The organism is Neobacillus niacini (assembly GCF_030817595.1).
In the GTDB taxonomy this organism is placed as follows: domain Bacteria; phylum Bacillota; class Bacilli; order Bacillales; family Cytobacillaceae; genus Neobacillus; species Neobacillus niacini_G.
This window is the reverse complement of record NZ_JAUSZN010000001.1, coordinates 1,297,221-1,319,690: the sequence shown is the minus strand read 5'-3', so window position 1 is coordinate 1,319,690 and position 22,470 is coordinate 1,297,221. Positions and strand designations below refer to the sequence as shown.

The window sequence follows — 22,470 nt, the reverse complement described above, 5'->3', positions numbered from 1 at the left end:
AGATTGTGAAAAAATATACGTAAACTAATGGGTGCATTCCTTCAATAAGGAATGCTAATTGCAGCTAAAACATTGGTGTTGCTACTTTAACTTACCTTGACGAAAATAAATAATGAAAGCCAAGCACCGTCCTTTCTCTACATTTTGTTATAGGGGAAGGGTGGTGTTTTATTATGGGAATTCCAGCCACCGGATCTTGATAGAAAAAATTGTAACGTTTTATCTTCTTTTGTAGAAATCAACCAACTAGCACATTAATCATGCTAAAGTGAACAAAACATATCTGAGGAGGAAGGGTAATGCAGTATATTGATAGTTTCGGTTGGAGCTTAAATATAATTCTAATGATTTGTTTTGTTATAGCATTATTGGTACTAATGAGAAAACCGAAAGAAAACCGAAAAAACGCAAAGAAGAAAATGTGAAGTAATGTACTTAAACAAACAGGTGCTTTACTTTAATAACGAAATCTAACATAATCTTACAGAAAAAATGATCTTCAAATTGCCGAGTATGAAGAACTAGTCAATCCTTTCAACACAGAACTTGTGGTTAAAGAAAGGGCTGAGCAAAGTTATATAAGAGACAGTTTGATTCTAGCAAAAGAAGACAAGTTGGTCAGAAATACGCTATTGTCTCTTGTTCTCTCGACATTAGATGTACTTTATTTTTTAATTAATACGTATAAAATATATGAAAACATTATGTTTGATTTAGGAATACCAAAATAAGAAAAAATATATAAAAGAGAATTTCAAGGTAATATTCCTGAGGGGCTAAGAACATATATCGATTACTTTTTATTGGGGGACTTTACCCATTACGTTAATTCGGAACAAGGAGCCGGTATATTATCAAGACATGGTGACTCTGATATACAGTATAACAAGGCTGCATTAGATTTAGGGGAAATCGACTGGAAAATACGGAATTTAATTAATCATTGGTTAAGGGAAAAAATGAAAGTGCGCTTCAAATATTATTACAACAATGAATATACCCCTAAAAATGAAAACTTTGATTTAATTGACTGATGATGATTTTAACTTTTAGAGTCCTTTTTGGGCTCTTTTTATTTTGACGATAAAGTAATCATAACTAATGAAGATCGCTCGTAAGATACAAATCATATCCACCTTACGGGGCAGTTAGTTTTACAAGGAATACATATACTTCTATAGAATATCTTTAGTTAATAATGGTTTAGGGGGAAACAAATGGCACGTTACGTTAGTATTTTTTTCCTTGCGATTTTGGTAACTGTGGTCCTAACTATTACAACACTGTTATTAATTGGAGATATATTTAGTGAAATTGGGATTCTTGTGGGAACAATTGTTGTTTTATTGGGGTCATTTATAATAACCCAATTATTTTACATTATTGATTTATTAAAGAAAAAGATAGGATAGCTTATTGAAGTAACGGGGCAGATAAAGAAGGTATTGTTAAAAACATGGAGAATAATACCTTAGCATTTATTTAAAAGTAGGTGTTAGATATGAAGTGGAATTTTCCATCAATGGTAATTCTAAAAATAGAAAAGAGCCATTTTTTTGATCAATTTTTGTTCGAAAAGATGAATTTTTATATTCCTTAAATTTAATCAATCTTTTTTCAAAACCAACAATAATGAAAACAAAAAGGAGATAGAGTAAGTTATGTGCCGAAACATTCGAACATTATTTAATTTCGACCCACCAGCTACCGAAGAAGAGATTCATGCAGCATCTCTTCAGTACGTCAGAAAGATAACGGGTTATAACCAGCCCTCAAAGGCGAATGAGGAGGCGTTTATTCGTGCAGTCAATGAGATTGCAATGGTTTCTAGAGAACTATTAAACACACTGGTAACGAGTACCGAGCCACGGAATCGTGAGGTCGAAGCTGAGCGTGCTCGTACTAGAGCAGCTAAAAGGTATGGAACAAATTAGAGGACTAAAAAATAGAAAAAAGTGTTTGAAGGATAGGTCCTTTAACCAGTGCTTAAATCAATAAGATAAGCTGTTTCGACAGCTTATTCAGAATTAGTTTGTAAAACTACACGTGCTTGAGTTGAGGAGGAAAGGCTGCTGCGGCAGCCTTTTTATTCTACTAATAAAGCAGTTTAGTTGAAGAAGAAAAAACGTTTAATGCGATTTTTGACTCATATTGCGAAAAAAATGAACTGTACTATGAAGACAGTTCAATTAATAAGTATTTTATTTTTTAAGAGGGGAGATGACATTGTAATAAAAAAATGTTTCCCATTTAGCCAACAAACCGTTTCCATTTTCACCACGTTGTATTTTCATATCGTGGTGCTTATGAAAATCTGCTATTCGTTTAGTATGTTCTTTATGCCATTGATGGAGAGCAACATGTTTCATTTATATTCTCCTCTCTTTTAATACCTTAATTATATAGCTCTGGTTGAAAATTACAAAGTAAATTTAGCCACAAAAATTAAGATAAAGATATTAAACAGGTGGAGAAAATTATGCAATGGGAATGGGAGTACGATATTGAAATTATACCTGTAAGATGAAGAACACCAATGCCGTAATACGAGGATATTTTGTACATCTTGTTCAACTACTGGATGCTTCCCTTTAAGAACCAGCTGCCATTTCGGTGGCTTTTTCTTATTGAACTAAAGAAGCAGTTTAGCACAATAAGACATTAACTAAATGTAAATGTAATGGTGAAATTTTCAGAAAATAAATATTGACAAATAATTTTATTTGTGATATAATTATAAATTTATGTGTTGAAAATATCCTCTCTTGATGGTAAATTAATCCTGAGTAATTTCTCAGAAAAAACTTACTTATAATTTGGGGGAGATTAAATGAGAATCGATAAAGGATTGGCAATCTTAGAATTAAATATTCAAGGTTTCGGATTAAACCCAACATTGATATGGGATGATGAAATGGCTGTTTTAGTTGATACTGGTATGCCAGGACAAATGGAACAAATACACCTTGCAATGAGTGAAGTCGGAGTCTCCTTTGATAAATTGAAAGCCGTAATTATAACTCATCAGGATTTAGACCACATAGGTTCCCTCCCAGAAATACTAAACCAATCCAATAACCATATAGATGTGTATGCACATATTTTCGACAAACCATATATTGAGGGAACGATACCTCTTATTAAAACAGACCCGAATCGAATGAGTAAAGAACAATGGTCATCATTACCAGAACAAATACAATTTTTATATAAGAATCCTCCGAAATCAAAGGTAGATAAAACATTAGAAGACGGTGAAGAACTTTCATATTGTGGTGGTATTCAAATTATTTTTACACCAGGGCACACTCCTGGTCATATTAGTCTCTATTTAAAGCAAAGCAAAACTCTTGTTGCAGGTGATGCTATGGTAGTAGTAGATGGTGTTTTACGGAAACCCATACCACAAACGACATTGGATTTGAAAACTGCAATTGACTCTCTTGAGAAATTTTTAGACCTTGATATTGAAAAAGTGATTTGTTACCACGGGGGGTTATGTAAAATTAAGGATAAAAAACAAATTAGAGACTTATTAGTCTAACTGGGTGCAAGAGTTGAACATCAAAGCTGTCAATGAGGCAGCTTTTCTTATCGTACTAACGAAGCAGAATAGTAAAAGAAGAGTACATATAATCCATTAAAATACATAAGAAATACTTATGATATTTCATAAAGAAATAACTATCAACTTAGAGTGTTTAATGAGGTAGTATTTAGTTATAAACTGTTCGTTCATCAAGGAGGGAATTTTATTGGAAAAAGAAATCAAGTTTAGAATTGCTACTGAACAAGATTTGGTTAGAATTGTTGAAATGCTTGCGGATGATGAATTAGGAAGGAAGCGTGAGCGTTATGAACAACCACTTCCAGAAAGTTACACAAAAGCATTTCATGCTATCACTTCTGACCCTAATAACGAGTTGGTAGTAGCTTATCAAGGTAATGAAGTGATTGGTGTACAACAAATAACATTTACTCCGTATATTACACACCAAGGTGGTTGGAGAGCTACTATTGAAGGGGTCCGAACAAGCTCATCTGTCCGTGGCAAGGGAGTAGGAACCGAACTGATAAAATGGGCAATTCAACGTGCAAACGAACGTGGTTGTCATTTAATTCAACTTACTACTGATAAACAAAGAGTCGATGCATTACGTTTTTATGAGCGATTAGGTTTTAAATCAACACACGAAGGGTTAAAAATGAAATTGAATTAGTTAGCTTATTCAACTAACGGGGCAAGAGGTTTAGATGGGATCGCTGCGGCGGTCTAGTTTTGTTATGGAGCTATCGGTGCAGAATACTTGAAGAAGGTGTTCACAGGTTCCTTTGGCCTTCGTTTTTTAGTGCAACTAACAGAGCAGGTTAAAGGGCATCCTTGAGGTTGCCCTTTTTGTTTTCCCCCTTATCTTTTTTTCGCCTTCAATAAGGCCGCGTAGCTTGCCGCCTTTTCGGGTGGAGCAGTGAGTGATTTCTCATAACCTTTCTGGAAGCTTTTTTCGTACGCCCTCACAAACCTCTGCCCGAGTATTCGCTGGGCCGCCTGTACCGCATTCATTTCCGGATGGGCATGAAGGTAGGCGTAGAATTTCTCCCCAGAGGAAAAAAAGAGGTACACCTGCCGGAGAAGTCCTATTTTTATGAGGGGCCGAGCTATCTCCTTCTTGTTGTCTAAGCTCAGCTGGGAGCGCGGCATCTGCTGCCAAGCACGGGAGATCCTGAAATTATGCCGGTCTTCAAGCCCCGAACGGATTCCTTCATAATATCCTTCTTCCATTCCCATCTGGACAGGGTCGGAAGGCGGTTGGCCGTCTGTCTGAATACCGCCGGCGAAAAGAAGGCAGGCAAATAGGAAAAAGGCCATAAATTTCCGTATCACAGCTTTTTCCCCCCTTCTATTTACTTTGTCTTCTTTAGTTTAACCAGTCATTTCCTTCGTATGTAGTAGGGAAGGAGCAGAATCTGATGGATAAAAAGGATCTATCTAGGAAGCTAATTTTCTTTGTGCTGAAGAGCTAGTTCAAATAGACAATAATAAATATTTCTTTATTTATGAAAGGAATTTTGATGTGGTAACTACTACCTTTTCTTAAAATTGTGAAGTGTTTCACTTAAAGTAACGGGGGCTTTCCTTTAAGAAGGAGAAGTCTTTTATTTATTTTGTTGAAGATATTGTACTAACGATGCAGTTTAGTTCAACAGGAAGTATATTTTATAGGGACTTTTGTGGTAGAATAATATGAATATTCAAAAAAATGGGGGTATAATGAGAAAATTGCTATCTGCTTTTCATTATTAATTTTAAAAGTTCAGAGAGAGGGAAAATCAAATGAACCCATTGTTGTTAGATGTACCTTTAATATTAGAAACAGAAAGGCTAATGCTTCGAGCACCACTACAAGCTGGTGACGGAGAAATTGTGCACCAAGCAATTGGAGATTCCTTTTATGAATTAAAATCGTGGTTGTCACTTTTCCAGGAACCTCCCACTGTTGAAGAAACAGAGATAATGTTAAGGAATGCTCATATAAATTTTTTAAAGAGAGAAAGTTTTCGTTTTCTTATCTTTGATAAAGGTGGCACTGACTTTATTGGAACTACGAGCCTACATGGGATTGACTGGGACATTCCAAAATGTGAAATTGGGTACTGGATTAATACAAAGTATAGAGGTAATGGATATATGACAGAAGCTGTAAAAGAATTGGTTAATTTCGGATTAAATGATATTAAATTTAGAAGAATTGGAATAAGGTGTGAATCAACAAACCTTAAAAGTCGTGCTATCCCAGAAAAACTTGGGTTTGTATTAGAAGGTACTTTAAGAAATGATGATTTATCCGCTGATGGTAAAAAACTAACAGACACTTGTGTTTATTCTATAATAAAGTAACATTGTGAACAATTACACTTAAACTAAAGGGTGCGATACTTCAAGAAGGAGGTCGTCTTTTTCCTTTTCGCAGAAGAAAGAATGTAAAAGTTTGTACTTAAGCTATCGAAGCAGGGTAATTGAAGAAGAGAAATGACTCATTTATGCGTTTTTGACCGATGTATACAACAATAATCAAAAGAACACTAAAGTGAAATAGATGAAAAAGCAGCCTATCTTTCAATAGGCTGCTCAGGCTGTCGAGAAAATCTCGACAGCTATTATTTTTTGTAATTACTTTAATGATTCACCGCGTTAATATGCTATAATATACATATAAATAACAGGACGGTGGATAGAATGTATAAGCCAAAAAGAGAAATACAAAACGAAGCTGAATTTGTTTTTATTGATGATTTAGTACCGCAAGATCACCTATTAAGGAAGGTGGACAAGTATATTGATTTTTCTTTTATTGGTGAGAAGGTCCGTCCTTTTTATTCAGAAAATAACGGGCGTCCTTCGGACCCTATACAGCTCTTTAAGATGATGTTTATCGGATATTTTTATGGCATTCGTTCTGAACGACAATTAGAGCGTGAAATTCAGACGAATGTGGCCTATCGATGGTTCTTAGGATTAAAGCTAAACGATACAGTTCCCCATCATTCCACCATTAGTTGGAATCGGCGAACCCGTTTTAAAGATACAAATATATTTCAGGAAATTTTTGATGAGATTGTCTTCAAAGCAATTAACCACAAGATGGTTGGAGGAAGAGTTTTATTTTCCGATTCCACACACCTTAAAGCGAATGCAAACAAACATAAATTCTCTAGAGTTGAAGTGGAAGTTGAAACACGTGAATATGTAGAAGATTTAAACAAAGCTATTGAGGAAGACAGGAGAGATCATGGAAAAAAGCCTTTAAAGGAAAAGGAGGAGGTGACCGAGAAAAAGGAAATACGACTGAGCACAACTGATCCTGAATGCGGGTTTATGTCACGAGAGAATAAACAGGAGATGTTCTGTTATCTTGATCATCGAACTACCGACATGAAGTTCAACATCATAACTGATGCGTATGTTACACCAGGAAATGTTCACGATTCTGTCCCCTATCTTTCACGGTTAGACCGTCAGGTCGAACGTTTTGGATTTAAAGTAGAAGCTGTGGCACTTGATTCGGGTTACCTGACAAATCCGATTTGTAAAGGACTTAATGAACGCAATATTTTTGGAGTTATCGCTCACAGAAGATATCAATCAACAAAAGGGTTATTTCCTAAATGGAAGTTTACATATGACAAAGATAGAGATTTGTATGTTTGTCCAAATGGTCAGGAGTTACAATATCGTACAACTACAAGAGAAGGTTATCGGGAATATAAGTCAGATCCTAAAAAGTGTACTAACTGCCCACTCCTGCCTGAGTGTACAAAATCTCAAAATAAAACAAAAGTAGTTACCAGACATGTTTGGGAGGAACATAAGGAAAAGGTTCGACTTAACAGACTTTCAAAGTCAGGTAAAATACTATATAAATTTAGAAAAGAAAAAGTAGAGCGAAGCTTCGCAGATTCAAAAGAACTGCATGGGCTTCGCTATTGTAGGTTACGGGGATTGCAAAATGCGAGTGAGCAAGTGTTACTTACCGCAGCATGCCAAAACATGAAAAAGATTGCCACGCACTTAGCCAGGTTTGAAAAAGTGTGTGGCAATCTCCAGGTTCATTCCCCCTGTTGATTGGAGCGGAAGGTGCGAAGACTCCTGCGGGAGTACGGGGCTGGGGAGACCCCGCAGGCGCTTAAGCGCTGAGGAGGCTCCCCGGCACGCCCGCGGAAAGCGAAGCAACTGGAGCGGAAATCAACAGGCCTTTGGGCAGGCCAGAAAAATAAAAATTGCCGAGAAAGATACCTTTCTCGACAATCTGAGCAGCCTATCTTTCAATAGGCTGCTAATCCTTTAATGAGATTTTGTTTTATCAATTTATGATAGCTAGATAATTTCGCGAACAATAATTTCACCAAGATATCTTCCGGGGTTTGTACCATATCCAACTTCTTCTGGTGCGGTTACTGTTGCATCGACGACAATACGTACAGTATTGCCAACCAAAACACCCACTCCAAGTAATGCATCTCCAGAAGCCGTCGCAACATTCTGAGGATTTCCTCCATTAGATTCAGTGAATAATGGGATACTTAAGACAACAATTCCTAATAAATTTACGACTTCTAGGGTAGCTGTTATTGTTGCGGTCCCATTTGCTGCGAAAGCATAAAAAGCACTAACTGGTAAAGCGACATTAAGAATTGGTAGACCACCAACAACAAAAGTACTTCGGAAGGTAACAACTTGTCCAGATGCAGAGTTCGGTGACCAAATATAAGCCAGACCCCCATCGATAGCCGGAGAAATTAATGATGGTGGTGTAAAAACTGCTGGTGTTGGTAGAGTCCCAGGAGGTGCAGCAGTGTCCGCAATTACGAGTGTATTTGCAGGGGTTGTAAATGCTTGTAATGCTAAAGGCATATCTATATTTCACCTCCTTTTAATTATTTATGCCAGTTAAATGACATATGGTATATTATGTTTTCTAGTAATCCATGATTGGATATTTGAATCAGTATAAACGTTTGTTTTTAAATATTTTATATTTGTTCAACTAATAGGGCAGAATAGCAGCCTATTGTGACATAAAGTACTTCTTCAACAAACGGGGGTAAGAGTTAAAGATGAGGATCGCAGCAATGATCTTTGTTGCTTACTGTACTAAAGATGCAGGTTAGTTGAAGAAGGAATAAGGGAAAAAGCAGATGAATACTCACACTATACCTAGATTTTAGAAGGAGGAATAAAAGAATGTGGAGAATACCTTTGTTTTTATAATTACAATTATAGTTTCATATGTTGTTTTTAATATCATTGCATTTGTACTTCCAAACCCTACTGAAACAGATGTTTTTATGTTACTTATAGTAGTTCTGTTGTCGTTAAATTTTGTCAATTCAAATTTATTCTTTTCAAATAGCTAATAAAAATCAAAAATAGAGACCAGTCTTCTTCAACTAACGTGTGCTTGTGCGGCCGAGCATAGGTCGTATCATATAGCGGGTGGGATTCCCGTCGAGTAAGAACTAGCCATTCGCTCGTAGTGAGTCTTGGAGGGCTAAAGGTAACTTTAGTCTTTAAGCGTAGACAGTTAGATGGCGGGCCGAAAGCCAAATGGTTGAAGGGATTGAGCTCCATAATGTTGGTAAATCGAGAGGGCTGATGCCTTAAGCACAGCAAAAAGCTACATTTTACCGTTCGTTAAAGGCCAGAAAGATAAAACCTCTCTGGAGTCAGAGACCTTGGCACGTTATACATTGATATGATACGGCAACTCGGGAGACCCTACCGGTCTTTTCTTTTTTTAGAAGAGTATGGTGTACAAGCGATAACAAGCAAGGAAACTAAATGCCGATGTAGGGAGTCGGATAGCAGCATAGTACCAATGAAGTTGGGTAATGCCGACGGAGGAAAGGCTAGCTACCAGTTATCACCCTTACTAGGGACACATTTACTACACACAGAGGTAGGGATAATAAATGGAAACAAAACTACTAAGGATAGCTGAATTAGCAAAATCAAATCCTAAAATGAAATTTACATCTCTTGTACATTTATTAAATGAGCAATCACTATTTCAATGTCACCAGGAGCTACCTAACAAGAAGGCAACTGGGGTTAATGGTACAACTAAAGAGCAATACAGTGAAAATCTAAAAGAAAACATAGAGAATTTAGTAAATAGGCTTAAAAGCAAAAGTTATCGTCCTGTTCCAGTAAGGAGAATGTATATTCCAAAGCTCAATTCAAACAAGAAAAGACCATTGGGGATTCCGGAACATGAAGATAAGATTGTTCAAAGAGGCATTACGAAAATACTAAATACCATCTATGAAAATGATTTTCTAGACTGTTCATTTGGATTCCGTCCAAATCGTAACTGCCACGATGCTTTGAAAATACTTAACCACTATATTGAAAAGAAAAAAATAAATTATGTAGTAGATGTAGATATTAAAGGATTCTTTGACAACGTTGACCACACATGGATGATGGATTTCTTAAAACTGCGAATCACTGACCCTAACCTACTAAGAATCATTGGTAGATTCCTTAAAGGTGGATACATGGAAGAAGGTAAGAAATATAAAACAGACAAAGGCAAACCGCAAGGTGGAGTAATATCTCCGATATTAGCCAATGTATACCTCCATTATGTCCTTGACCTATGGTTTGAGAAAAGGGTTAGGAAACGGTGCAAGGGACAAGCGTACATAGTGAGATATGCAGACGATTTTGTTTGTTGTTTTCAATATAAATGTGAAGCCGAGCAATTCTTCCATTCATTAAAGTTGAGATTAAAGAAATTTAATTTAGAAATAGCTGAGGATAAAACCAAAATCATACCCTTTTTGGCGGTTTGCGGAGCAAAATGCAAATCAACAGGGAAGAAGTAAACCGGAAACTTTTGATTTCCTTGGATTTACACACTATTGCGGTAGGAGTAAACAAGGGAAATTTCGAGTAAAACGGAGAACAAGCAGGAAGAAAGTCCAAGCTAAACTAAAAGAAACTAAAGAATGGTTGAAAATTAACAGAAATAAAAACATTCATATGATTATGGATAGATTTAAACGCTCACTAGTAGGTTATTACAACTACTATTTGGATCACAGATAATACCCAAAGTGTAAACAAATTCAGAGACAAAATCGGGTACTTACTGTTTAAATGGCTCAATAGAAGAAGTCAAAGGAAATCATTTACTTGGGATAAATTCAGACTCTTTCTTAATAAATATCCATTACCTTACGCAAGAGTTAAGGTTAATATATACGACTTAAGAAAAGAAATTAGCTATATTTTGTAAATGATGACTAGGAGGAGCCGTGTGCGTTAATAGCGCAAGCACGGTTCTGTGAGGGGGGAGGAGTACAATTAACCGCAAGGTAAAAAGGCTCCCTTCTTCTCGACTAGGTGATATAAGTTGTCATATTGGCTAAACCAATTTAATATGCTCATGATCTACTCACTTTCTTAATATAGGACTAAGTTTATTTAATCCTAGTCCAAATTCCCCTTTAATTATTGGGTAACTTTGGTAATATTTTCTCTATTTTATATTTCATAAACCCAATATAATTGGAATCACTATTTGACCCCCTATTAAATAGATTAGTACTGTTTGGACTCCCAATGTTTTTGGGAGTCTCTTTTTTAATAAATTTTCTCTTAGTCAAAAAGAAAGTTTGTTAAATATTGTACTTAAACTGTCGGGTGCAAGAGTTAAAGAGTGGATCTCTGCGGCGGTCTTTTTTGCTTTTTGTGCTAACGTAAGCAGGTTAATTTAATAAAATAAAAAACCAAACAATATTATTGATCGTCTAATATATAGAATATCTGCTATTGTTTTTTTTACAGCTGCATACAAAGAAAGAACAAAGGAGGAGAAAATGAAAAAAATAATTAAGATTGTTTTTAGTTTAAGTTTAGTGTTTTATTTATTCGCATTGGTAGTTCTATTATTCTTAGGTACAAGAGGTTATATATGGGCAGATATGACATTGATAGAATATATCAAGAGTTCTTCGAATTTAATTCCATTTAAAACGATAAGTACATACACAAATGCAATTTTTAACGGAAGTATGAATATGGATATACCTATAAAAAACCTCGCTGGAAATTTAATTATGTTTTTACCAATGGGTATTTATCTGCCTTACTTTATAAAAAGATTAAACAAAGCAAGTGGATTATCAATTACAATGATTATATTGTTATTCGTTATTGAAGTCATACAATTAGTTACAAGAAGAGGAAGTTTTGATATAGATGATTTCATCCTTAATTTGTTGGGTGCTTTGATAGGGTTCGGACTTTGGAAAATGAAGTTTGTTCAGAAGTTACTGAAATACAATAGGGGAAATTCTTCATTTGCCAATAAGAGAATGTGAAGGAATGTACTTAAACAAACGGGTGCTTGAGTTAAAGACTAGAGCTGTCATTATGGCAGCTTTTTCGCTTTGAGCTACGGGAGTTTAGTGTAATAAGATAAGTAAAAAAGGTTAGCATTACCAATACAATATGATAATATGAATGTAATCTTTTAGAAGAGGTGAGTTTAGTTGAGCAGAGTTGAGCAGAGTATAAAGTTAGATTTAGAACGAATTGTTTTTATTGGGAGGACCTTTGAAGAGTATTTTGATATGTTCTCGCTTTCAGAGGAAGAACTGCAAGGAAAGAAAATACTCGATTGTCCAGCAGGAGCTTGTTCATTTACTGCTGTTGGTAACAAATTGGGTTTAGATGTAACAGCTTGCGATATTGCGTATTACCATTGGGTGAAGACCTAAAAAATAAAGGTCTCCAGGATATTGAACACGCGATGGAACATATGCAAAAAGCCCAAAACAATTATAAATGGGATTATTTCAATGATATAGAAGGTCTTAGAAAACATCGTTTAAGTGCCCTACAAGCTTGTGCTAACGATATGAGGGAATCCAATGAAAGATACGTCCCTGTCACTTTACCTTCTTTGCCTTTTAAGAATGCAGAATTTGATCTTCTTCTCTCTGCACATTTTCTATTTATGTATGCAGATAGATTAGATTATCAATTTCACATCGAAGTACTAAATGAATTATTGAGGGTTACGAAAGAGGAAGTTCGTATTTTCCCTTTAGTTGATTTAGAGGGAAAAAGATATGAGCATTTAGATAAATTAATAAGTTATCTGGCTGACAATAGCTGTACAGTTGAAGAAGTGAATGTACCATATGAATTTCAAACAAATGCTAATTCAATGTTAAAAATAAGAAAAGAATAACAAAAAGGGGTCAACGTAGATGCGTTGGTCCTTTTTTACTACCCATCTTGTTGCACTAACGGGCAGATTAGTGGAAGAAGAAATGATAAAATATACATATAAAATTGCACATTTTGGGACGTGATTACAATGGACGATAGGCTATTAGAAATATATGAGGAATGGGAAGATAAATTAGACAAGGATGAGTGGTATTTTAGCAATTCATTCGAATCAATTACAAAGGGAATGTCTCCCGAAGAAGCGTTTAACTACATTCCAAATGTCATTGAGGTTTTATTAAAATTAGATAATGACTTTTTATTATGGGAGACCCTTTACTTCTTAATTGAACTTTATAGTCTTGCTGGTACCACCCAGATACATCCACTCCTCGAAAGTAATTGGTCTAAGTTAATACAACATATTAAGAAATATGAGGATTCTTATGCTACTCCATTTAAAGAACTTGTAAGACAACTTAGACTAAAAGAATTAGGCTAGTACCTTATTCAAGTAACGGGTGCGTTAGTGGAGGATGAACTAAAGGAACATTAAATTAGAAAACCATCAGATTGTATTGAATCTGATGGTTTTTTGAAAGATGGTTTTAAAAAATGTACTAATAAATAACCCAATAATTAAAAATAACATTTGCGACCAAACCGGTCCGAAGAGTATTCCCATTATCCTCAATGTCGGGGAAAAGATTAGACCAACTGTTATAAAATAAGCAGAAAACACAAACGGCAAAAACGAAAAAGATTCTTTTCCACCGCCAGCGTCTTTATAAGCATCCCACATGGAAAACATGTATAGACAAGGGTAAAACATCAGCCATTGATAATTCGTTCTATCAATGGCTGATTGGATATGACCATGAAAGCTTAAAATGATTACTTCGTTAAAATTTGATTGAATGTTAATTAAAAATTCTAAAGAAATGAAAAGTAATCCTTTTAGAAACTTTCCGTTTAAGACTTGAGAAAGTCCTGGTAATGCAATACTCCAAAGGACGCTTTCAAGTTGATTTGTTTTCTTCATTTTATTTCTCTCTAAGTATTAGCTAATTTATCATGGTCCACTACTTTTGGTGGTTGTTCCATCCAACCATAATCGATCATTATGTTTGCAGCGTCTTCTGTATATTTTAGAACTTCCCCTAAGATTCGGAGGTAATTTGTAGATAAATCACGTCTAGAACTTGTTGACAAGCTTGTTCCGTAATATCCTATGGCGCCCGCGGCTAGTGCATTTACATGAAACATCATTAGTTTATCGGAAAAAGGGGAAACGGTTGAGTCTAATACTTGGTTATCCCAAGGCACAGAAGCAGGAAGCTCATTTTCATTTAAAACGGAACTATAAATTTCAATATGCTTTGAAGCGATTTCTTTTCCTCTTGCCATAAAACGACCCACTTCTTTTGACTTTGCCACTTGACTGAAGCCGATGAATGTTGTCATAGCTAACACATTTCTTTGAAGATTAGCATAAAGATTCGTTATTTCTAACGTAGTAAGTGATCTACGTTCTCCAAACCAACCAGCTAAGAAGTTTTGTTTTCGAATAAAATCAACCTTTTCAGGAGTCGTAACATATGGTGCTCGTATATAGAGACCTTTAGATAGTAAAACATTTCCTGTTTTTTTGAGAAGATTCTTCGAATCATCAATACATTCTGAAAAATATTGAAATACATCAGAACGCGTTGCTAAAGACAACGAGATGCCATAAGCTTCTAACCCTATTGAACTCCATTGTTGAAGATAATAAAGAAAGTAAGGATCCGAAAATAATCGTGGAGCTGTAATATCGACATCTTCATCTTTAAATCCGTATGGAATGGGAAATTTCTCACTGTTAAAGATTAATTTAATTTTTTTTACGTGTGCGTGTGCTAACTCAAGTGCAAATTCTACTACAGGACGAATCTCAGGATCCTCTGCTTTTTCCAAAAAGTATGTAAGTACACAAATTGACAGGCTATCATTCATGTAGGCAAACCATAGCTGTGAAATTTCAGCAGACGTTAGTTTAATGTTATTTTCACTTTGCATAAGAGACACCTCCATTAATTTGAAATGAAATCCTTATGATATGTTTCCTAATAATATAAATAAATATTTATCCGTATTATGAATCCAAATATGTTGAGAGAAAAAAGTTTTGGACACTTTTATTACAAGGTTAAGATTTCATGTAAAAATAAAAATTAAATTCCTAACCTTAAATCAAAGAAAATGTCATATTCCGTATACACATTTTTTATATACGAATTAATGAACAGTACGACCTTATTATGGAATAAAAGCGTATATGCTTGTTCAAGTAACAGGTGCTTTAACACAGTAACTAATAAAAAGTAATAAACCAAGAATATGCAAGTTTTTATGCACAACTTGCATATTTTGCTTTTTCTACCTTCAAAAAACATACTCCAATATACACACCATTTTTTAATTTCCAAATACACCTAGAGGCTCCAAGACAATACCTTAATCGCTTATCTATGGATACATATAAACAAAGATAAAAGGTGCACCATTCGAAGGTTTTGTTGCTGATTCTGTATATAAGAACCAGGTTAGCTTAATAAGAAGAACTGGGCTGTTGTCGTAAGACACAAACAATGCAGTTTAGAGGTGAGATTAACAGAATTATTTATGAATGATGACCCTAGTACCAATCGGAACTCGAGATGATAATTCTAAAACATCATGATTAGACATTCTAATACAACCGTGGGAAACGCTTTTACCTATGGATGATGGATTGTTTGTACCATGAATTCCATAATGAGGTCTTGATAATCCCATCCATAAAGCCCCAAAAACATGTCTAGGAGGATTTAGCTGCTTATTTATTATGGTGTAGGTGCCAAACGGTGTCGCAGTTAATATTTTTCCAGTAGCTATGGGATAGGATTTTATCAGTCTGTTTCCTTCATACAATCTTAATCGGTGTTTTGATGTTGAGACGTCAATCCATCTAGCCACGAAGATCAACTCCATTTTTTTAATAATGTATGTAGTAACTCAAGCCTTTGTTATTTAACAGAGATTGATTGAAGAAAATTGTATGAGAAGTAACAGTACGTTGGGATTACATGCAATAGCAGAGAAGGTGCTTGTTAACCAACGTGCGCATTAATCCAAAAAGGAATAATGCACTTTTTGTTGAAGTTCTTCTTGTGCTAACGGGCAGCATTCCTGTAATGAAGAAATATGAGGTTTGAATATAAAAAAGCCCCTTGGTAAGATATGAGTGTCCAAAGCTTGGAGGCAAAAAGGACAAAAATATAACTACCAGGAGGCTATTTAAATGAATTATAACCAAAATGAAAAGATTGCTCAAATTACTTCTCAAACATTAATTATAGGTGTTAATATCGCTAAATACAAGGATGTGGCAAGAGGCCAAGACTTTAGAGGTTTAGAATTTTCAGCACCGTTTTACTTTGAAAATACAAGATCTAGCTTTAATAGTTTTTTAGAGTGGATTAAAACGTTAATGGATCAAAATAAAATGAAAAAAGTGATCGTAGGAATGGAGCCGACAGGTCACTATTGGCTTAATTTAGCTCACTTCCTTAGGGATCATCATATTAAGTTTGTGGTCGTAAATCCAATGCATGTAAAGAAGAGTAAAGAACTGGATGATAATTCTCCAACTAAAAATGATGTAAAGGATGTAAGAGTTATTGCACAGTTGGTCAAAGACGGGAGATATGCTGAGCCGAACATTCCGCAAGGAGTTTATGCAGAACTCCGAGTGGCTCGAAAAATACGTGATCTCTTAGCTGTTGATCTTCAAGCAGTTCAGGGGTAAATCCATAATTAGATAGACCGCTACTTTCCAGAATTCCTTACGGTATTTAAAGCTTGGGAAGGTAAGTCGGCAATCCAATTATTAAAACTAAATTTATTGCCATATGAGTTAGTCAACTTTTCGGAACAAGAAATATTAGTACATCTTCGAAAAGCTGTTAAACGTGCAGTGGGACTCAGTAAAATAAAAGAACTAAAGCAGGTTGCCACCGACTCTATCGGCATTCGTGAAGGTTCGGATATGGCTAAATTAGAGCTAAGCACGTTAATAGACAAATATGAACTTATAAAGGAAAAGTTCGAAGAACTGGAATCTAACATAGATAGACTTCTTGAACAAATTCCAGGTGTTGAACAAATGTTGGCTATTAAGGGAATAGGCAAAGATACGATTGCAGGCTTTTATTCGGAGGTAGGAGACCTAGGTAATTACACCCCCCAAGGCAGATTATAAAATCAGCTGGGCTTAGCCTAAAGGAAAATACATCTGGAAAGCACAAAGGACAGACTAAAATTACAAAGAGAGGAAGGAAGACTTTAAGAGCACTCCTTTTTCGAGTAGCGATGCCTTTAGTCGCTAAAAATACTGCTTTTAAAGCATTACACGAGTATTATACAAAACGCCAAGATAAACCTTTGAAGAAAATGCAATCGTTAATTGCAATATGTAATAAGCTCATACGTATTCTGTTTACCATCGGTAAAAAGCAGTGTGAATTTAGTGAAGAACGTATGTTAAGGGACATTCCTCATATGGCGGAATTACAGATTGCAGCTTAAATTTCTTTTAGTGAAATTCATTAAGTAGTAGTTTTATTGTTTTAGACATTTGAAGCACGGATTAGTCAGTAACTCAACTAAAATACGGGCAAGGACCCTGTCGGGCAGCATGACTGACATCCACCTCATGGAAAGGTTGGACGAAGGAATTTTGGAGCAAAGACTCTGTGAGATATGGGAGGGTTGACCTCCATGAGAAATGTGGATATCCACCAGTGCAACCATACTTTAGCTAGTTATCCAACTTTTGGATAAGGTTGGTTTGGTTAACTATAAGTTTCTTTTTCACTTTGTCCCCAAAATTACCCTTTAGTACACTATAATTCCAATCTTCAAATGGATTCTAAAACAAACTACTACGAAATTTGGAGAAAACAAGAGAAATCGTGAGATTTTCCTTTCTATATAGAGGGAGTTTAGTGCGTTTTTTTTTTATTTTTGTAACCGATTTCAACGCCAAAGAATTTAAATGTCCTTAACCAAAAATATTGAAAACATGCCTCTGAATATTCTGTTATATTTAAAAATGAGGATAGAACTAAATCTTTTTTATACTGTTTTCTAGTGTTTTTTAGATAATCAAACATATTTGAAAGTAGGTCATTAAAATGAAAACTGAAAAAGAGAAAATGTTGGCTGGAGAGATGTACAATCCTGCTGACCCAATATTATTAAAGGAACGTGAGGAAGCAAGACACAAGGTTAGAATATATAATCAAACTTTAGAAACCGAAGGAGATAAAGGTACTAAGTTGTTAAAGGAATTACTCGGTTCAACTGGTGAGAACGTATATATGGAACCCAATATAAGATTTGATTATGGATATAACACATATGTAGGTGAAAACTTTTTTGCAAACTTTGACTGTAATATATTAGATGTTTGTGAAGTGCGTTTTGGTGATAATTGTTTGCTTGGACCCAATGTACAAATCTATACAGCTACGCATCCACTTCATCCAACTGAACGTAATTCAGGTAAAGAATATGGAAAACCAATTACTTTCGGGAATAATGTATGGATTGGTGGAAGTGCAGTAATAAATCCAGGAGTTACGATAGGTAATAATGTTGTTATTGCAGCAGGTGCAGTAATCACTAAAAATGTGCCAGATAACGTTGTAGTTGGCGGTAATCCAGCTAAAATAATTAAACAAATTGAAATATAAGTTATATCCTTGTTGAACTAACGGGGGCTTTACTTTTTTAACAAAGGGACTGTTTTTCGGCAGTCTCTTTTTCCTTTCCGTTATTGAACTAACTGGAGTTTAGTTGAATAAAAAAGACAAGCTTCTTATAGGTATAAATGAGTTGATAATATTGGGGAGTGGAATGAATGGGGATAAGAAAAGCGAAAGTTGACGATTGGAAGCAAATTTCTTTGTTATTAAACCAGTTGGACTATCCAGATACTAAACCTTTTATAAAGGAAAAAGTTGAAATACTTCTAATGGATCCGAATGAGGTGTTATTAGTGTTTGAAGAAGATCAGAGTGTTATAGCTTTAATTTCGGTTCATTTTATACCTCAATTAGCTGTAAAAGGAGATTTCGCAAGGATAAGTTACTTTGCAGTTGATAAAAACATTAGAAGTAAGGGGATAGGACGTAAGATTGAAGAATATTGTACTTATTTAGCCATAAAAAGAAATTGCGATAGAATCGAAGTGCATTGCCGTAGGCAATTCTATCAACTTCTTCAAGGCTATATATTACCCTCTATACCAACTTTTATTCGGGTATGGACCCATTACTGAGGAGGTAAACAACTTAAAACCTCAAACTAAAAGAAACACTTGAATTAAAGTGCCTTCTTCTCAAAGTTATTCTATTTAAATTGGCTCCTCTGGTGTAATACAGAACCTGTTGAGTGAAAAATCTTTATGATTATTTGATTAAACTTATAACTAATGATAGCAATTCGCCTTATGCCTCGCAATGCTGCAAATTTCCACTGAATTAGCAGTTTTGACTGTTTATAGAAATAAATTAGGTTTGACAAGATTAAATAGTGCACTATATAATTGGTTCACGACCGGAATAATCGTACAAAATATTATTTTTATAATATTTATAGGAGAGTGTTAAATGGTAAGATTACCCATACATGATTTAGTTCCCTTTCACGCACGATAAAATATGAGTAATATAATTGGAGGAATCTTATATGTACAAATATAAAAAATACGCCGCACTTGGATTAGCTGTTGTAGTACTGCTTGGTCTTCAGCTAAACAATCAATTCACTGCGAAAGCAGCCGACTCACCTACAGTTGTAACGGCACAAGGCGATGTTGACAAAAACGAGGAAAAACTAACATTCGTACTCGTTCATGGCGCATGGGCCGATGCTAGCTACTTTGCAGAAACTGCAGCTGAGCTGAAGAAACAAGGACATACGGTGTACGTTCCTGAATACCCTGGTCACGGAGATTTGAAAAATGTGAAAAACGTTACACACGAACAAATTACAAATTCTGTTGTTGATTACATCGTGAAAAAAGACTTGAAAAATATCGTGCTGCTTGGCCACAGCTTCGGAGGTACAGTAATTGCCAAAGTCAGCGAGCAGATCCCTGACCGGATTAGCCGTCTAGTATTCTTTGACGCTTTTGTTCCAGCAGATGGACAGAATCTGGTTGACCAATTCCCGCCAGCTATTCAAGAAGCATTGGCTCATCTGGTAGATGAGGAAGGCAGAATCATGCTTCCATTCCCATTGTTCCGTGACGGCTTCGCCAATACAGCCAGCCTGAAAGAAGCGCAATCCATGTACAGCAAAATTACACCTGAACCGGCTGCTCCATTGCTGCAAAAGCTTGATTTGAAAAAATTCTACACCTTGGAAATTCCTAAGAGCTACTTGTATCTGACAGAAGACAACGTTCTTCCTCATACGGAGAATTACGCTTGGCATCCAGCTCAATCCAGCCGCCTTGGCTTCTTCCGTTACATTGAAGGAGACGGCGATCATATGACAACTGTTCATAAAGATCCTAAACAAATGGCTAAGAAATTTGTAGAAGCAGGTAGACCATAATAGGCTGCGTTTAATTCGTTATAAGTAAAAAAGAGCAATCAACAGGTATGTGGGTAAGGTTTTTGAATTAGCCTGTAAATCACTGCCTGTTTGTTGCTCGCATGGTGGGAGAGTAGACCTTTGTAAATGTAATCTTTAAAAAAGAAAAAATTGTGGTTATTATTAAACTACCAGGTGCGATTCTTCAATACGAAGGATCGCTTTTTCTTATTGAAGTGAGGAAAGAGTTAATAAAAGAGGGGAATAACCATATGAAAGAGAATGATTATAAATAGATAAAGTAGCATATAAATTCTGATAATCCTTAAGTAGGCGTGTATGAGGTATGTTTCACCCAAAAGATGTTTTGTCTGACCAGTTGTTAGCTAATACAAACGAGCAAAGTTGGTACATACCATTTTCAGAATCTGTTAAAAATTTGACAGAGGTAGAAGCTTTTTGGAAGGTGGGTGAAGAAAGTAATAGTATTGCCGAAATTGTACAGCATTTGCTTTATTGGAATGAAACGTGGCAAACGAGGTATAAAGATCTATGAACTTTAAAAACAACTTTTAGAAGTTCTTTTACATTGGCAAGAAATATTAACGAAAGAACAACTAGAAAGTGATGTTCAAGGGTTCTCCGATACTAATTGGTGGGAAGTATTAGGGAGTGTAACGACACATAATGCATATCATATCGGTCAAATTATTTATATTCGGAAAATACAAAAGAGTTGGAACTATAACAAAAAGAATAAGTGAGATATATTATAATTATTGAACTAACGGGTGCAAGAGTTTAAGGTGGGATCGCTGCCGCGGTCTCTTTTTTTGTTGTGCTAAAGGTGCAGTTTAGCTAACAATAAGTATCATAAAATAAAGGAATTTTGATTTTAGTAAAGAAAGAATTATTAAGAAAAATGCAAGGGTGGAATAGGGTTTCGGAACGAAACTGGTTACAGATTGGTTTACTTAGAATACGGTGGGGGAAATTCACATATATTTTTAATTGAAGATGATAGGGGGAATATACCAATGAAAAAGCGTGGAATTGGTCATAACGGTCCACTAGTTTCAGAGATTGGTCTCGGTTGTATGGGGATGTCATGGCTATATGGTAATGCTGACCGAAGGGAAAGCATTGCAACAATCCACGCGGCAATGGAGGAAGGCATTACACTCTTCGATACAGGGGATTTCTATGGCGATGGACACAATGAATTACTTCTACGTGAAGCATTTCAAGGAGTCCAACGGGAAAATGCATTCATTTCAGTAAAATTCGATGGCAAGCTACATTCTCAGGGCAAGAGTCATCGAAAGAGTAATAACCACCCTCATACAGTAAAGAATTTCCTTGAGGATACACTACTTCGACTAGGTGTTGAATACATCGATCTTTATCAACCAGGCACAGCCTGCATCGATCCAAACATACCAATTGAAGAAACGGTTGGTGCAATTGCCGATTTGGTAAAGAAGGGATATGTACGTTACATTGGTCTTTCTGAAGTAGGAGTGGATACAATTCGGCGTGCACACGCTGTACATTCTATTAGTTGGCTACAAATGGAATACTCACTATTTAATCGGAGCATCGAATCAAATATTTTGCCCACTTTACGGGGATTAGGCATTTCGCTTTCAGCTTACGGTGTTCTCTCTAGAGGGTTGTTGAGCGGTACATGGTCAAAAGATCGAGAGTTAGGTACGGATGATAAGCGTCGGAAGGCTCCACGGTTTACTAGCGAAAATCTCCAAAAGAATTTAGCCCTTGTTGAGGCATTGCGTACAATTGCTAAAGAAAGGCAAGTAACTGTTGCGCAGCTTGCTATCGCATGGGTTCTATCTCGGGGTGAAGATGTTATCCCATTGGTTGGAGCAAGAAAGAGATCACAACTTCAGGATTCCTTCGGTGCACTTGAACTGAATTTAAGTTCAGACGACCTTTTACGAATCGAAGAAGCCGTACCTCCAGAACTTGTGGCTGGTGAATACTTCCCTATACCGCGGGAAAAATGGTTTATCAACTAAACCAGCTAATAGTTTGTCAATACTTTTCAATAAAAAGTTTATTAGACTCATGATATACTAAAAAAG

Annotated in this window: 18 protein-coding genes and 4 pseudogenes; 16 read left to right on the top strand and 6 right to left on the bottom strand. The window is 35.7% G+C overall.

The features are described from left to right. The first annotated feature begins 1,217 nt into the window (after positions 1 to 1,217). Together QFZ31_RS06650 and QFZ31_RS06645 are read left to right on the top strand one after the other, a co-directional pair. Complete coding sequence (locus tag QFZ31_RS06650) at positions 1,218 to 1,412, top strand: hypothetical protein (RefSeq protein ID WP_307301867.1); 195 nt, start codon at positions 1,218 to 1,220, stop codon at positions 1,410 to 1,412. A 249-nt stretch (positions 1,413 to 1,661) separates the two neighbouring features. Then, entirely contained in the window at positions 1,662 to 1,934 is a 273-nt protein-coding gene (locus tag QFZ31_RS06645) for a DUF2277 domain-containing protein (protein ID WP_307301865.1), read from the top strand. Between the two features lie 267 nt (positions 1,935 to 2,201). Here QFZ31_RS06645 and QFZ31_RS06640 read toward each other — a convergent pair whose 3' ends face one another. After that, positions 2,202 to 2,369: a hypothetical protein gene (locus tag QFZ31_RS06640; RefSeq protein ID WP_307301863.1), complete on the bottom strand. Its 168-nt coding sequence runs from the start codon at positions 2,367 to 2,369 to the stop codon at positions 2,202 to 2,204. Between the two features lie 461 nt (positions 2,370 to 2,830). Here QFZ31_RS06640 and QFZ31_RS06635 point away from each other — a divergent pair, with 461 nt between their 5' ends. Then, entirely contained in the window at positions 2,831 to 3,544 is a 714-nt protein-coding gene (locus QFZ31_RS06635; protein WP_307301861.1) for an MBL fold metallo-hydrolase, read from the top strand. A 211-nt stretch (positions 3,545 to 3,755) separates the two neighbouring features. Continuing rightward, on the top strand, positions 3,756 to 4,220 hold the full coding sequence (locus QFZ31_RS06630) for a GNAT family N-acetyltransferase (RefSeq protein WP_307301859.1): 465 nt from the start codon (positions 3,756 to 3,758) through the stop codon (positions 4,218 to 4,220). 188 nt (positions 4,221 to 4,408) lie between these two features. Here QFZ31_RS06630 and QFZ31_RS06625 read toward each other — a convergent pair whose 3' ends face one another. Then, positions 4,409 to 4,882 (bottom strand): hypothetical protein, encoded by a 474-nt coding sequence (locus tag QFZ31_RS06625; protein WP_307301857.1) that lies wholly within the window; start codon positions 4,880 to 4,882, stop codon positions 4,409 to 4,411. A gap of 450 nt (positions 4,883 to 5,332) precedes the next feature. Between QFZ31_RS06625 and QFZ31_RS06620 the strand changes: the two genes are divergently transcribed. Both QFZ31_RS06620 and QFZ31_RS06615 read left to right on the top strand, forming a co-directional pair. Further along, a complete protein-coding gene (locus QFZ31_RS06620; RefSeq protein WP_307301855.1) occupies positions 5,333 to 5,896 on the top strand; it encodes a GNAT family N-acetyltransferase in 564 nt (187 codons plus the stop codon). A 339-nt stretch (positions 5,897 to 6,235) separates the two neighbouring features. Continuing rightward, positions 6,236 to 7,621, top strand: a complete 1,386-nt coding sequence (locus QFZ31_RS06615) for an IS1182 family transposase (protein WP_307301853.1) — start codon at positions 6,236 to 6,238, stop codon at positions 7,619 to 7,621. A gap of 252 nt (positions 7,622 to 7,873) precedes the next feature. Here QFZ31_RS06615 and QFZ31_RS06610 read toward each other — a convergent pair whose 3' ends face one another. Next, positions 7,874 to 8,410, bottom strand: coding sequence for a hypothetical protein (locus QFZ31_RS06610; protein ID WP_307301851.1), 537 nt, complete (start codon positions 8,408 to 8,410; stop codon positions 7,874 to 7,876). 1,058 nt (positions 8,411 to 9,468) lie between these two features. Between QFZ31_RS06610 and ltrA the strand changes: the two are divergent. From ltrA to QFZ31_RS06590, 4 genes and pseudogenes are all read left to right on the top strand, one after another. Then, positions 9,469 to 10,799: pseudogene (ltrA, locus tag QFZ31_RS06605) on the top strand (group II intron reverse transcriptase/maturase). Between the two features lie 583 nt (positions 10,800 to 11,382). After that, a complete protein-coding gene (locus QFZ31_RS06600) occupies positions 11,383 to 11,886 on the top strand; it encodes a VanZ family protein (protein ID WP_307301847.1) in 504 nt (167 codons plus the stop codon). Positions 11,887 to 12,057: 171 nt separating this feature from the next. Next, positions 12,058 to 12,761: pseudogene (locus QFZ31_RS06595) on the top strand (SAM-dependent methyltransferase). A gap of 129 nt (positions 12,762 to 12,890) precedes the next feature. After that, positions 12,891 to 13,244 (top strand): ABC transporter, encoded by a 354-nt coding sequence (locus tag QFZ31_RS06590; RefSeq protein WP_307301845.1) that lies wholly within the window; start codon positions 12,891 to 12,893, stop codon positions 13,242 to 13,244. Positions 13,245 to 13,310: 66 nt separating this feature from the next. Here the strand turns inward: QFZ31_RS06590 and QFZ31_RS06585 are convergent, their stop codons facing one another. From QFZ31_RS06585 to QFZ31_RS06575, 3 genes are all read right to left on the bottom strand, one after another. After that, positions 13,311 to 13,784 (bottom strand): hypothetical protein, encoded by a 474-nt coding sequence (locus QFZ31_RS06585; RefSeq protein WP_307301843.1) that lies wholly within the window; start codon positions 13,782 to 13,784, stop codon positions 13,311 to 13,313. Between the two features lie 11 nt (positions 13,785 to 13,795). Further along, positions 13,796 to 14,800, bottom strand: a complete 1,005-nt coding sequence (locus QFZ31_RS06580; RefSeq protein ID WP_307301841.1) for a DUF3231 family protein — start codon at positions 14,798 to 14,800, stop codon at positions 13,796 to 13,798. Between the two features lie 600 nt (positions 14,801 to 15,400). Beyond that, a complete protein-coding gene (locus tag QFZ31_RS06575; RefSeq protein ID WP_307301840.1) occupies positions 15,401 to 15,739 on the bottom strand; it encodes a L,D-transpeptidase in 339 nt (112 codons plus the stop codon). Between the two features lie 325 nt (positions 15,740 to 16,064). Here QFZ31_RS06575 and QFZ31_RS06570 point away from each other — a divergent pair. The 6 genes and pseudogenes from QFZ31_RS06570 (at position 16,065) to QFZ31_RS06545 (ending at position 22,404) form a co-directional block, all read left to right on the top strand. Further along, a pseudogene (locus QFZ31_RS06570) lies at positions 16,065 to 17,350 on the top strand (IS110 family transposase). Between the two features lie 608 nt (positions 17,351 to 17,958). Continuing rightward, positions 17,959 to 18,519 (top strand): sugar O-acetyltransferase, encoded by a 561-nt coding sequence (locus QFZ31_RS06565; RefSeq protein ID WP_307301838.1) that lies wholly within the window; start codon positions 17,959 to 17,961, stop codon positions 18,517 to 18,519. A gap of 167 nt (positions 18,520 to 18,686) precedes the next feature. Next, positions 18,687 to 19,106, top strand: coding sequence for a GNAT family N-acetyltransferase (locus QFZ31_RS06560; protein ID WP_307301836.1), 420 nt, complete (start codon positions 18,687 to 18,689; stop codon positions 19,104 to 19,106). A gap of 410 nt (positions 19,107 to 19,516) precedes the next feature. Beyond that, positions 19,517 to 20,389 carry an alpha/beta fold hydrolase gene (locus tag QFZ31_RS06555; protein ID WP_307301834.1) on the top strand — a complete coding sequence of 291 codons (873 nt, stop codon included), beginning with the start codon at positions 19,517 to 19,519 and terminating at the stop codon, positions 20,387 to 20,389. Positions 20,390 to 20,714: 325 nt separating this feature from the next. After that, a pseudogene (locus QFZ31_RS06550) lies at positions 20,715 to 21,132 on the top strand (DltD domain-containing protein). A 273-nt stretch (positions 21,133 to 21,405) separates the two neighbouring features. After that, complete coding sequence (locus tag QFZ31_RS06545; protein ID WP_307301832.1) at positions 21,406 to 22,404, top strand: aldo/keto reductase; 999 nt, start codon at positions 21,406 to 21,408, stop codon at positions 22,402 to 22,404. The last annotated feature ends 66 nt before the right edge of the window (positions 22,405 to 22,470 follow it).

Bases quoted from the DNA above. Each gene is read 5' to 3' on its own strand.
- QFZ31_RS06555 (WP_307301834.1), top strand. From the start codon at position 19,517: ATGTACAAATATAAAAAATACGCCGCACTTGGATTAGCTGTTGTAGTA.
- QFZ31_RS06600 (WP_307301847.1), top strand. From the start codon at position 11,383: ATGAAAAAAATAATTAAGATTGTTTTTAGTTTAAGTTTAGTGTTTTAT.
- QFZ31_RS06585 (WP_307301843.1), bottom strand. From the start codon at position 13,784: ATGAAGAAAACAAATCAACTTGAAAGCGTCCTTTGGAGTATTGCATTA.
- QFZ31_RS06590 (WP_307301845.1), top strand. From the start codon at position 12,891: ATGGACGATAGGCTATTAGAAATATATGAGGAATGGGAAGATAAATTA.
- QFZ31_RS06640 (WP_307301863.1), bottom strand. From the start codon at position 2,369: ATGAAACATGTTGCTCTCCATCAATGGCATAAAGAACATACTAAACGA.
- QFZ31_RS06610 (WP_307301851.1), bottom strand. From the start codon at position 8,410: ATGCCTTTAGCATTACAAGCATTTACAACCCCTGCAAATACACTCGTA.
- QFZ31_RS06635 (WP_307301861.1), top strand. From the start codon at position 2,831: ATGAGAATCGATAAAGGATTGGCAATCTTAGAATTAAATATTCAAGGT.
- QFZ31_RS06645 (WP_307301865.1), top strand. From the start codon at position 1,662: ATGTGCCGAAACATTCGAACATTATTTAATTTCGACCCACCAGCTACC.
- QFZ31_RS06580 (WP_307301841.1), bottom strand. From the start codon at position 14,800: ATGCAAAGTGAAAATAACATTAAACTAACGTCTGCTGAAATTTCACAG.
- QFZ31_RS06615 (WP_307301853.1), top strand. From the start codon at position 6,236: ATGTATAAGCCAAAAAGAGAAATACAAAACGAAGCTGAATTTGTTTTT.
- QFZ31_RS06650 (WP_307301867.1), top strand. From the start codon at position 1,218: ATGGCACGTTACGTTAGTATTTTTTTCCTTGCGATTTTGGTAACTGTG.
- QFZ31_RS06560 (WP_307301836.1), top strand. From the start codon at position 18,687: ATGGGGATAAGAAAAGCGAAAGTTGACGATTGGAAGCAAATTTCTTTG.
- QFZ31_RS06620 (WP_307301855.1), top strand. From the start codon at position 5,333: ATGAACCCATTGTTGTTAGATGTACCTTTAATATTAGAAACAGAAAGG.
- QFZ31_RS06565 (WP_307301838.1), top strand. From the start codon at position 17,959: ATGAAAACTGAAAAAGAGAAAATGTTGGCTGGAGAGATGTACAATCCT.
- QFZ31_RS06545 (WP_307301832.1), top strand. From the start codon at position 21,406: ATGAAAAAGCGTGGAATTGGTCATAACGGTCCACTAGTTTCAGAGATT.